This is a genomic window from Rodentibacter haemolyticus (assembly GCF_015356115.1).
Classification (GTDB): Bacteria; Pseudomonadota; Gammaproteobacteria; order Enterobacterales; family Pasteurellaceae; genus Rodentibacter; species Rodentibacter haemolyticus.
The window spans coordinates 162,393-174,654 of record NZ_CP063056.1 but is presented as its reverse complement, the minus strand read 5'-3'; the positions used below and the strand labels follow the sequence as shown (position 1 = coordinate 174,654).

Here is a 12,262-nt window from a genome sequence, read left to right as displayed (position 1 = left end):
GAAAGGGTAGTGATGAAATTTTCAGTTTTAATGTCCTTATATATTAAGGAAAAACCACAATATCTAAGAGAATGTTTTGAAAGTTTGATGATACAAACTCATCAAGCCGATGAAATCGTTTTAGTGTTTGATGGTGGGGTAACAACGGAGTTAGAGACCGTTGTGTCAGAATTTGAATCAAAATTGCCGTTAAAATTAGTGAAATTGTCACAAAATCTGGGATTAGGCAAAGCACTGAATGAGGGATTAAAACATTGTTCACACGATTGGGTTTTTCGTATGGATACGGATGATGTTTGTGTGCCACAGCGTTTTGAAAAACAAATCGCATTTATTGAACGAAATCCGGAAACTATTATTTTCGGCGGGCAAATTGCCGAATTTGGTGAAAATGTGAATGATATTGTGGCTTATCGTAACGTACCGACACAGACACAAGATATTGTAAACTTTACTAAAAAACGTTGCCCGTTTAATCATATGACGGTGGCATATCAAAAAAATGCGGTTATTCATTGTGGCGGTTATGAAGATTTACAAGAAGATTATTATTTGTGGATAAAACTGGTGGCACAAGGTAAACCTGTGGCGAATTTGCCTGATATTTTGGTTTATGCACGCGTAGGGAATGGTATGGTAGGACGTCGCCGTGGTCTGGAGCAAGCCAAGGCTGAGTGGCGTTTGTTTAAATTAAAATATCGTTTGGGGATTCAGGGTTGGCTATCCGGTTTGGTTACCTTTGCTTTACGTTTCGGTTCGCGCTTATTACCGACTTCATTACTGAAGGCGGTTTATCATAAGTTTTTGAGGAAATAAAAATTTTTATCTTTAGCAAAGAAAAAGCTATTTACATTCAGTGATCTAAAGGAAAGCAAATGAAAAAAATTTCGCTAGTATCGACCGCACTTTTATCTTGTTTCGTTGTAGGTTGTTCCGCTGATACGCAAACTTCTTCTACAACAAAAATTCCAATGGTCAGCAGCCACTCTGCTTACAACAAACCCCGCACCCTCGATAATTTTAACGATTATGTTCAATTCTTAAAAGGTAAAGCCGCAGCTGAAGGGGTATCGGGTTCGGTATTGAATGTGCAAAATAATATTCAGTATATCGAAAAAGCGGTAAGGCTGGATCGCACTCAAGCCGGAAGAATTACAAAGCGTGATCCAAGTAAACCACCGGTATTAAATCCAAATGGCACGACAAATTATCTTAATAAAGTGCTAACCAATAATAAAGTGGATGTGGCAGAAGAACGCTATTGGGAGGTACAGGTTCCATTGCAACGTGCCAGCCAACGTTATGGTGTGCAGCAAGAATATTTGCTTGCTTTATGGGGAATGGAAAGCAGTTTTGGACACTACCAAGGTAATTATGATGTTCTTTCCGTTTTAGCGACATTGGCTTTTGACGGCAGACGTGAAACATTGTTCAGTAAAGAATTTGTGAATGCGATGAAAATGTTGGCGCGTAATGATATTCAACGTCATAGAATGTTGGGATCATGGGCGGGTGCTATGGGACAAACCCAATTTATGCCGAGCGCTTTTTTAAACTATGCGGCGGATGGTAATGATGATGGAGTGAAAGATATTTGGACAAATCAATTTGATACCTTTGCTTCTATTGCAAACTATTTACATTCGGTAGGTTGGAACGATAAATTGCCTTGGGGTGTGGAAGTAACACTGAATCAACCGCTTGATTTATCCCTTGCAGGGATTGAGAAAAATAAAGCCCGTTCGCTTAGTTCATGGCAATCGCTCGGTGTAATTCCGATTGGTTTTAGTGCGCAAGAACAAGCAAAATTAAGTGCTCTTTCTCATACGGATCTTTGGCTGGTTCGCCCGGATAAGGAAGTGGGACGAGCGTTTTTGGTTTCAAACAATTTTCGTACTATCTTAGATTGGAACAGATCGAACTATTTTGCAGTCAGTATCGGAATGTTTGCAGATCGAATTAAAGAGAGGCTCGGGCTATAAAAAATACCGCATTGTAGTATTTCACGAATCATCGTAGATGCAGCCGTACACCAATAGAGGGTTTAATGATGAAGCGGTGCGTTACGCGAAGCTTAACGCACCTTACCCCGATAAATATTGGATATAAAATTCTCTTTATGCGACTGATCCATAATACCGAAAAAAAAACAGCGGTCAATTTGACCGCTGTTTTTTTCGTTTAAATTTTAAAATGTCTACTGAATCTCGCCGAACTGTTCGGACTGTCTTCGGCTTGCCTTTGTATCCATTTTAACTTAATTCACTATCATGTGAAGATAATTATTTTGTTGCCGGTGCTTGAGCAGGTTGTTCTGCAACAGGTGCTTGTTGAGCCGGAGCCGGATTGAATTTCGCTTCAATTTGTGCGCTAAGTTGGGCTAACGCTTGCATCTCATTCTGTAATTGAGCTGCTTTTTCACCATAAGCTTTTCTATCATCTTCCGTTTTCACATTTAATTGATCAACTAATAATTGACTTGCAAGCGTTAAAACTTCTTTTGTTTTAGCTTTTGCCGCATTGATTGACTCGGATTTAATGTCAATAGCCTCTAAGCTTGCGATAGTTGCTTGAACGGTTTTGTTATATTCTTCAATTGCCACTTTCACTTTGTTTTCATCTTTAGCTTCAGCGGCAGCATTTAATTCTTGCTGTAATTTTTGAGTGTTTTGAGCTTGCATTGCACCTTCAGCTTGGTTCCACGCGATTAATTTTTCGTAGTCCGCTTTTTCTTGTTCTTCCGCACTCATTGCCGGTTTAGCCGCCTCTGCCGTTTGTGCAGTTTGGGCTGTTTCAGGTTTTGCTGCTTCAGCCGATTTGTCTGCCGGTTTTTCGCAAGCGGTTAAAAATAAAGCGAATAATGCTGTTGCGCTAATTTTAGTAAACTTGTTCATAAATAATCCTTTACGTTAAAATTAAGATAGTTTCTTGGCGGTGAATGCCAATCTCCTTTGAGACCGTTTATTCTGATATTAGTTTAAAAAAATTTCAAGACATTTATTTTAATGTTGGAATAAATTCAGACAAGGCTTTGATTTCTTCCTCGTTTAAGCGTTGCTTTGCCGGATTTCCGGCACCGATAATTTTCCCGTTTTTGCGATCTAAAAGTGCGGTCAAAATCACTTCTGTTTTTAACTGATTGATGATTCTTGATTCGCCCATTGCCGGTTTTTCACCACGTTTTCCGTGGCAGGTCGCACAGGAACGTTTATAAATTTTTTCTGCTTTGCTGAAATCGGCATTTGCTTGTGGCTCCGCTTGCGCAAAAAAGGCAATACCGAATAGAGCGGTGAGAATTAAGTAAAGTCGTTTCATAGTTTTTATCTTAAGGCTTTATCCTTTGAATAATTTATCCAGTTCTTGTTGAGGAATTTTCCCTTCAAATTTTGCTTGAATATTGCCTTTTTCGTCAATAACAAATGAAGTGGGGGTACCGACTAATTGGTAGCGTTCGGCAGTGATTTTCATTTGATCTTTAATCACCGATTGAGTGAGTCGGTGCTTGGCGACTACCGCTTTCGTATCCATATTTTCACCGTCCACATTAATTGCAATAAGCTGTACTTTATTTGGATACAATGTTGCAAGTTTTTCAACTTCTTTAAGTTCAACAATACAGTGACCGCAAGTTTCCGACCAAAAAGTGAGTAAGCGGGTGCCTTGCCAATCCTGTAAATTCACTTGCTTACCCTGTAAATCATAGGCGGCAAGTTCAGGTGCGTGTTTACCTAGGGCGGCGGTTTCCTCCTTGCAAGAAACCGTGCCGAAAACGACCGCACTTAATAATAAGGATTTGAATAATAAATTAATGTTCATTTTGTTGTTCCCGTAAAAATTTACCATGTTGAAGATAAAGGGTGCGATTGGTGAGTTCACCGAGTTCCGGATTGTGGGTAACCATTACGATGGTTCTGCCTTCATGATTTAATTGTTGCAAGAGATCCAGCACTAAAGCTTCATTTTTTTCGTCTAAATTACCGGTAGGTTCATCGGCAAAAATGACCGGCGCTTGGTTCACCAAGGCTCGGGCTATACATACGCGCTGTTGTTCCCCGCCGGACAGTTGGCTTGGTCGATGATCGATACGGTGTCCTAATCCCACTTGTCCCAGCACGGCTTTGGCAGCCGCTTCATCAATTACGCTATGGTAATGTTGGGCCAGCATAACGTTCTCAAGTGCGGTCAAATAAGGAATGAGATGGAATTGTTGGAAGACTAAACCGATTTTTTCCGCTCGAAAACGTTGACGGCCGATTTCATCTAACTGCGCTGCATCTACACCGTCTAAGATCACTTTCCCCTCGGTGGCGGTATCTAACCCGGTGAGAATGTTCATCAAGGTTGTTTTGCCGGAACCGGATGCCCCCATAATGGCAACGAATTCCCCTTGCTTAATTTGAATGTTAATGTCTTCAAGGGCGGTAACTTGCCCGAAGCGTTTGTATAAATGTTGAGTTTCGATCACAAATTGGGTCATAGTTTTCTCTGATTTTTCTTTTATTCACCTTTCAATACATTTGCCATTTGAATATTCAGCGCGCTACGTGTCGGAATAATCACGGCAATAAACGCAACGAATAAGGAAAGTATAATGGTTATCGGGAGTACGGGTAATCGCATATCAATATAGGATTTAAATACGGTTAACCCTAAAATCTGTGCGAGTAAATAACCTAAGCCTAATCCCGCCACGATTGCCGCACAGGCAATAATAAGGATTTCGGTACAGATTTGTTTGATAATATCGGATCTTTTTGCTCCCAATGCTTTTTGCAGGGCAAATTCTTTGGCGCGCTCCCCCACAATAGCAATTAATGTGGTGTTCACACAAAGTGTGGCAAGCACTAAAATAACGAAAGAAATTAATCCCATCAGCCCTTTGATTTTATCTAAAATTTGTCCCTCTGAAGCGGATACCTTACGGATAGGGCGAGCCACAAGATCTTTATGATGCTGCATTATGTTATCCGCAAATTGTTCCACTTGACCGGATTCATTTCTCACGTTGAGCAGGGCATTATTTGCAAGCCCCTCTTTTTCCAGCCAGTTTTGAGCAAATTCCAAATTCACGATTAGCATATTATCCGTGGCATCGCCGGCTTCCACAATGGCTTTAATGGTAAATTGATGTTTTTCTACGGCATTTTTTGATAATTGCAATTTATCGCCAAGTTTTAAGTGAAGCCTTTCCGCAAGGCTTTTGCCAATCATCGCATTACGATCATCAAAACTTACATTAATTGCAGAACCGTTAATTTGCCAATAAGGGACTAAAGCCCGTATTCCTTCGAAACGTACGCCCATAATAACAATTTTTTCCAGTTCACTACGTGCTACACCATAAAGGTAAGGACTAGCGGCAGTAATTAGATTTTGTGGGGCGCGCTGAATAATGTCATCAAGCTGCTCGACTTTTATCATATCGCCGTTTGCCGAACCAATATAGAAATTTGCGCCGAAAGTGCGGAGCTCTTGGCTCATCTTGGTGTTAATGTCGAAATACACGCCAGCCATAGCCGTTACAATCCCCGCACCAACCGTTAATGCGGTGAAAATAATCAGGACGCGTTGCAAACGTAGGCGAAGTGAGTGGAAAATCAACCGCCAAAACATACTTCTATTATCTGCCATAAAGCACCTCAATAGGGTAAAGTTTGGCTATACGATGTGCCGGAAACCAAGTGCCAATCAGCGCAATTAAAACGGAAAGTACCAACACGCAGGGGATAACGATCCAAGCAAAATCAAGTGGTGCACCGAATAATGCGGAGCCGATAAATTTTGCTAATCCCCAGCCGGCAATACAACCGAGTGAACCACCGATAAGTGCGCTGAGAATGGCCTCGCAATAAAAGAGTAAGACAATCTGCCATTGGTATGCACCCAAGGCTTTCATTAAGCCGATTTCTTTTGCCCGCTCAATAATTGAGGAACTCATTAATGAAGCGATACCCATTGCGGCGGCAACCAAGGCCGCGATGGTAACTACGGCAAGCAATAATTGAATTTTGCCGATGACGACACCTTCCGATGCCGCAACCTGCCAAATCGGGCGAACAATCGCACCGGAAATCGCCTCCTCTAATTGGTGAGAAATGGAAGATACGTAGGCGGTGCAATACCAGCGATCATATTCTTCCGCATCTAAAGCATCCGTATTTGCCCGCGCCTTACGTGAGAGTGAATTTTCCGGCACAGTGAGGGCAGAGACTTTTACCGATTGTATTTTGCCTTCTAAACCGAGTAGCATTTGTGCGGCACTTAACGGCATCACGATTTGATTATCTTCCGCCCCACCGGTTGTTAAAATACCCTGAATTTTGACCGCACTTTGGCGGTTAAAATCATTTTCTTGATAACTTAAATTCAATGAATCGTCAATTTTCCAGCCGTAGCGTTCGGAGAGTTGTACGCCGATAAGTACGGGAATTTGCTCACCGAAATTATCTTGGGAATCATCTACCCAATTGCCTTGCACCTGCCAATAAGGACTGATAATACGTTGCCCAGTGTGATAATCGTCTTCATCAGGAATAGCGATGTTGTGATCAAAAAAGGTACCGAGAATAGATATGCGTTCAAAAAGTGCGGTTGATTTTTCCGATGTTTTTTCTGCGTTCACCACCGCACTTAATTGCGGGGCAAAGCCCACGATATTATTGCGCCAAAAAATATCTTTGATATTCGGTAACTCTTTTTCATCAATAAAATCTTGGCTTGAGAGTGTCGTCACGGTGTTAAATTCATTCGGTAGCGCCGCATTGCTTGCAGGTTCAATTAAGATATTGGCACCGTAAGATTTCAATTCTTTTGCCATTTTATCGCCGATATCAATAGATACTGCAAGCAATGCCGATACTAAACCGGCGGCTAAAAACAGGGTGATAATCGCTAATAATTTGCGCTTAATGCCAAAACGCCAAGATTGAAATAACATTCTGGTTAACATTGTTATTCCTCTTTCCCCTTTTTGTTGCCTAAATATTTTTCAGGATCATCGCGGAACAACTCAAGATTTTTTTCATTCTCAAAGAAGTAAGTATGATTTTCGTAACTGTATTTATGCTCCGTTTGAGTATTTTTTAATTTTGCACCGCTAATGGGATCTTGCACTTCAATTTCCATAATGGTAGTAAATAAATTTAACCCGTCCTCTAATGAAGTGCGGCTGATGATGATCTCATTTTCCGTTTGTTGCCAATCTTCAATCGGCACGGGATTACAGCCTCCCGGTTTGCCGATAGACGGAATAAACATATGTACGCCGCAGCCTACGCACACAACCTGATTGCCTTGCATCACGTAGCCTTGATCACCGCATAATAAGCAGGCATCGAATACGGCGGCAAGGCTGAGCTTTCCCGGTTGGCGGTTAATAATAAAAAACCGTACGGCTTTTCCATCATCTGCGATCCATACAAAGCGGTGAAGTTTACCGTCTTTCACTTGTTCAATAGGGATATGCACTTGTTGCGCTTGATCAAGATTTACGGGAGCGGCCTCGGAAAGTTGCGGTGGACGGGAAGCCACCTGTTGCCAATAAAGTTGGCTTGCCGCAATAAAAATAGCGGCAAATAATCCCCAATAAATGATTCGTTTTGAAGTTCGCACTGTAGCCAATTTTTTACGCTTTTCAATCGGATCCGATACGGTTTTGGCTTGTGCTTTGCGTGTAAAATGCGTTTTAAATGTAAATATTGCTAAGGTAACGAACATTATTGTTACGCAGATTACATTTAACCAAGTTGTCAGGTTGCCTGATTTTGCCGCAAAACTTAACCGCTCTTTAGTGAGTTCAACTATCTGTAATTTCATCAAAATAAGCAATAATTCCCCCGATAGTGGAAGCACTAAGGCAAACCAAAGCAGGAAATTAAGGGCGAAAAGTGCGGTGGATTTTCTCTCTGTTTTTTGTTGTTTGAGTAAGAGATAGTTCCAAGCCGAGACGGCAAAGCATAAAATCACACCGAAAATAACCACACTTAGGTTCAAAATAAAATCGGTGTTGATGACATCTGTGTTTGTTAGAACGGTAATGTTGGGATCTTTCGCCCAAATTGCACCGGCAATGAGCATTAAGGTAAATTGCCAAAAGGCGGTAATTATCGTGGAATTTATCCGTTGACTTAGCGCAAAGAGTAAGAAAGAAATTAAAAAGCCAGTGGTGAGAATCAGATTCGGTATTTGCCCGTTAGGTAAATTAAGGCGTAGCAAAATGCCACTGCCCAATCCTAAAAGACTCAACCAAATGAGGCGTTTGGGGGAAATCACATTTTGTTTTATTGCCCAAGATGCACCGAGTAAAAGTGAAACCGGCAATAGGGATTGTAGTAGAAAGACGAAAAAGTAGGTCATAAACAACGAAGATAGATATTACATTTCTTTGCCCAAATTCCGACAAGAAAGGCGGAAGTTATACTCGGCAATTTTACTGGAAAAAGGGAAAGCAATAATTGAATTTCCCTTTTTTCTTTCTCCTCTCCCGTTTGCAATCGAGAGAGGGATATTCGGATATGGTGTGAAAAATTATTTCAATCCGGTAAATTTAAACTCATAACTGACATCAAAAGGTTTCCACCAACGGCCTACACCTGTGTCTTCATCCGTATGGCGGTGCATACCGGCTTTTGACGGCGGATCAATATGATAAGTTACTTTATAGTTACCCACTCCCATCATCTTTATGTTTGCACCATAATGTGGACCATCGCCGGCAACCATTGGCATGAAAGTACCTTCTTGTTTTTCACCGGTATCAGTATTGACTAAAGTGTAGTTAATGGTGAGATAAGGCATCCATTCGCCATCGCCAAATCCATTTTTATTACCTTTTACCGAATGAATATCCGCTTCTAAGTGAATATCGGCTTTTGCTGCCGGTAAGCCCATACCGCGAGGTTCCATATCAATCGGTTTTAAATAAACGGCTGCGATTTCCATACCGTTCATCGTAACAGCTTCGCCGATTGGGTATTCTGTGAATGCTTGAGCGCTTGCAGCGAATAAACCTGCGCTAAGTGCGGTCGCAATGAGTGCTTTTTTCATATTAAAATCTCCTAGATTTAGAGGTTATACGGATTTTTTACTTTGATATTTCATCACCACTAAGGCAAAAAGGGCAGCGATGATTAAAATAACTTGCGGAACTAAGGTTTCGACATAAGGGTAGATGCCGAGCCACGAAATTTCCGGTGCATTATTAATGAGTGTCGGCTCGAATAATTTACCTTCAATCAGTTCTAATACCGATTTACCGGCAAACACGAATGCCATCACATACATAAATATACCTGTAAACATAAAGAAAGGTTTAAGGGGTAATTTCACTACGGTGTAGCGCATAATGAGGTAGCAGATTACCAGTAGAAATGCGCCTACAAGGAAACCGGCGAAAAGATAAATTAAACCGACCGCACTTTTGGCATCACCGGCAAGGGCATAGTAAAATAAGACGGTCTCCGCTCCTTCACGATACACTGCTAAAAAGCTGGTAAGCCATAATCCGACTAAAGATCCTGTGGTCAATGCAGTGGAAAGTTTACCCTCTAAGTAGCGTTTCCAGTTTTGTGCTTCCACTTTTGAAAGGAGCCAGTAGCTCATCATAAAGAGCATAACGACAGCAATCATCATGGTAAAACCTTCTAATAATTCACGATGTTGACCGGAGTTTTCAAAGATAAGCTGGAAGATAAATGCCGTGATGACACTGGCGATAAGCGCTACATAAACGGATTGGCGAATCGTCGGCAATTTGTCTTGATGATTGTTTTTTACCAAGTAGGCGACAATAGCGGCAACAATTAACAGGGCTTCCAAACCTTCACGTAAGATAATCAATAAGCTATATAGGAATAGCGACCAGTCGCTTTGTTCTCCACCCTGTAACATATTGACGGCTTTTTCTAAGTTTTGGGCTAAGCCTTCCGCTTGTGCCTGTAATTTATCACCTTGATTTGCTTTCATTAAACTGACCATTCGCGTGAAATAGCCTTCAATTTCAGATTTGAAATCACTGTCACGGGATCCGATTTTATTTTCCATGCCACTGTTTTCAAACACATCAAAATAGGTATCTTGTACGGAAAGAATCGCTTTTTTCTGTTCGCCTTTTTCATAAAGTGCAATGGCTTGTTGAATACCTTGATTTACTTGGTCGGCAATTTTTTGCCAATCTTGTTCTGTGCTTTCCGTTGATTGTGCCGTATTATTTTGTATGTTCTGTTCTTCGCGTGTGGTTGGTAAGCTAGGTAGTTGATCTTCAATATCTTGTAGAAGATTCGTGCTTTGATAAGCAATTTCCGTCATCTGATTTGCTTGTTCGCTCAAACGAATCAAATTATAGAATTGCTGATTGATGGCGGCTGATTGTTCGGAAGAACGATGGGTACGAATCGCCATTTCCATTTCTGAATTTTTGTAGCCGTCATATTGCGCTTGTTGAAATGACTGTTTGGCCTTAGCAAAATCGCCCGACTCATACGCTTCAATAGCCTGTGCAACTAAATCGTCAATGGTTCTAAAATTTTGTTGCCAATAGGGGAGTATTTGATCGTTCTGATAGACACTATGTTGTCCGTCAGCATTAAGTTGATGTCCGTCAATAAGAGCGGGCAACACTTGTTGTAAGGCTTGTTTTAAACCGTCAATTTTAGCTTGAATCTCATTAAATGGCTTACCTTCGCCGATCATTTTACGAATTTCACCGAAGGTTGCCTCCATTTGATAACTTTTTTGAGCAGAGAAATTAATCCGAATCGGCCCTTCCAAATTCTCAAATACTTCAAAATATGCCATTTGTACTTCCGTACGGGCATCATCAGGATTATTTTGTTGAAGTAGCGCAGTAGTTTTGTCTAGGCGGGCGGTAATATCCGATACCCACTGTTGATAATTATCTTGTGCCAAAATCGGTTGAGAAAAGAAAAGTATAAGCAGTAACGTATAGCGTAGAATACGTAACATTGGAATCCTTAAATGAGATTGGTTCTTATTTATCGGTATTATGCATTGATAGGAAGAAAATCTCAATAGTGAAGTTTCAATTTTGTGATATGGGTCAAGTTTTGAGAGTAGTTGGGGAGAAAAAGAAGAGTAAAGTGCGGTCAAATTTAACCGCACTTTGAGAAAATCATATTATTATGTAGCAGTTGCACAATGTGAAAAGTAGGGTGGGCAAATTGTTGCCCAGCATTGAAATTCCCTCTTTGAATCGGTGGGCAAAAATTTGCCCACCCTACGAAATCGTTATTTAATAATATTTGTGCAACAGCTATATAATACCGGAAAATTAGCTAAACATCGCTGAGATGGATTCTTCGTTACTGATACGACGGATCGCTTCAGCAAGCATAGAAGATAGAGTCAGAATACGCACTTTGCCGATACTTTTTATTTCCGATGAAAGCGGGATTGTGTCGGTTACCACGATTTCATCAATTGCACCGCTTGAAAGATTTTTCGCAGCCGAGCCGGAAAACACCGCGTGAGTCGCATAAGCAAATACGCGTTTGGCTCCGCGTTCTTTTAGGGCTTCCGCCGCTTTACATAATGTTCCGCCGGTGTCGATCATATCATCGACAAGAATACAATCACGACCTGCAACATCACCGATAATGTGCATAACTTGTGCCACATTTGCGTGCGGGCGGCGTTTGTCGATAATCGCCATATCGGTATCGTTTAATAATTTTGCGACCGCACGGGCGCGTACGACACCACCGATATCCGGAGAAACCACGATTGGGTTTTCAAGATCCGTTTTTTTCAAAATATCGTGAATTAATACCGGTGAACCGAATACGTTATCAACCGGTACATCAAAGAAACCTTGGATTTGTTCTGCATGTAAATCGCAAGTTAATACGCGGTCGATACCTACGGTGGAAAGCATATCCGCCACAACTTTAGCGGTGATCGGCACACGGGCGGAACGTACGCGGCGATCTTGACGTGCATAACCGAAATAAGGAATAACGGCGGTGATCCGGCCTGCGGAAGCACGGCGTAATGCATCCACCATTACGATTAATTCCATTAAATTATCGTTAGTCGGTGCACAAGTTGATTGGATGATAAAAACATCCGCACCACGCACGTTTTCATTAATTTGAACTTGAATTTCGCCATCGCTGAAACGACCTACTGTCGCATCACCAAGGGAAATGTATAAACGCTCGGAAATACGTTTAGCAAGTTCAGGTGTTGCATTACCCGCAAAGAGTTTGATGTCTGGCATTTTGTTATGACCTCAGGTTAGGTTGTG

12 protein-coding genes are annotated in these 12,262 nt (G+C 41.3%); 2 read left to right on the top strand and 10 right to left on the bottom strand.

The genetic code is table 11. The features are described from left to right. Positions 1-12: 12 nt before the first annotated feature. Both IHV77_RS00890 and IHV77_RS00885 read left to right on the top strand, forming a co-directional pair. Positions 13-816, top strand: a complete 804-nt coding sequence (locus IHV77_RS00890) for a glycosyltransferase family 2 protein (RefSeq protein WP_194812296.1) — start codon at positions 13-15, stop codon at positions 814-816. A gap of 59 nt (positions 817-875) precedes the next feature. After that, complete coding sequence (locus IHV77_RS00885; RefSeq protein ID WP_194812295.1) at positions 876-1,982, top strand: lytic murein transglycosylase; 1,107 nt, start codon at positions 876-878, stop codon at positions 1,980-1,982. A gap of 300 nt (positions 1,983-2,282) precedes the next feature. On the opposite strand, the gene IHV77_RS00880 is transcribed toward IHV77_RS00885, so the two are convergent. The 10 genes from IHV77_RS00880 to IHV77_RS00835 all read right to left on the bottom strand — a co-directional run bounded on the left by IHV77_RS00880 (position 2,283) and on the right by IHV77_RS00835 (position 12,235). Further along, complete coding sequence (locus IHV77_RS00880) at positions 2,283-2,894, bottom strand: lipoprotein HlpB (protein ID WP_194812294.1); 612 nt, start codon at positions 2,892-2,894, stop codon at positions 2,283-2,285. A gap of 103 nt (positions 2,895-2,997) precedes the next feature. Then, a complete protein-coding gene (locus tag IHV77_RS00875) occupies positions 2,998-3,315 on the bottom strand; it encodes a c-type cytochrome (RefSeq protein ID WP_194812293.1) in 318 nt (105 codons plus the stop codon). 18 nt (positions 3,316-3,333) lie between these two features. Beyond that, entirely contained in the window at positions 3,334-3,816 is a 483-nt protein-coding gene (locus tag IHV77_RS00870) for a TlpA family protein disulfide reductase (RefSeq protein WP_194812292.1), read from the bottom strand. Further along, positions 3,806-4,477, bottom strand: coding sequence for an ABC transporter ATP-binding protein (locus IHV77_RS00865; RefSeq protein WP_194812291.1), 672 nt, complete (start codon positions 4,475-4,477; stop codon positions 3,806-3,808). Before IHV77_RS00865 ends, IHV77_RS00870 begins: the two co-directional genes overlap by 11 nt. A gap of 20 nt (positions 4,478-4,497) precedes the next feature. After that, positions 4,498-5,631 carry an ABC transporter permease gene (locus IHV77_RS00860; protein WP_194812290.1) on the bottom strand — a complete coding sequence of 378 codons (1,134 nt, stop codon included), beginning with the start codon at positions 5,629-5,631 and terminating at the stop codon, positions 4,498-4,500. Beyond that, entirely contained in the window at positions 5,621-6,949 is a 1,329-nt protein-coding gene (locus IHV77_RS00855) for an ABC transporter permease (protein ID WP_194812289.1), read from the bottom strand. The genes IHV77_RS00860 and IHV77_RS00855 overlap by 11 nt, the downstream gene beginning before the upstream one ends. Positions 6,950-6,951: 2 nt before the next feature. Beyond that, complete coding sequence (locus tag IHV77_RS00850; protein WP_194812288.1) at positions 6,952-8,355, bottom strand: Fe-S-containing protein; 1,404 nt, start codon at positions 8,353-8,355, stop codon at positions 6,952-6,954. Positions 8,356-8,526: 171 nt separating this feature from the next. After that, the gene (locus IHV77_RS00845) at positions 8,527-9,045 is read right to left on the bottom strand and encodes an iron transporter (protein ID WP_194812287.1); all 519 of its coding nucleotides are present in this window, start codon (positions 9,043-9,045) and stop codon (positions 8,527-8,529) included. 24 nt (positions 9,046-9,069) lie between these two features. Beyond that, positions 9,070-10,962: an FTR1 family protein gene (locus IHV77_RS00840; RefSeq protein ID WP_194812286.1), complete on the bottom strand. Its 1,893-nt coding sequence runs from the start codon at positions 10,960-10,962 to the stop codon at positions 9,070-9,072. Positions 10,963-11,287: 325 nt separating this feature from the next. Next, positions 11,288-12,235, bottom strand: a complete 948-nt coding sequence (locus IHV77_RS00835) for a ribose-phosphate pyrophosphokinase (RefSeq protein WP_194812285.1) — start codon at positions 12,233-12,235, stop codon at positions 11,288-11,290. Between the last annotated feature and the right edge of the window lie 27 nt (positions 12,236-12,262).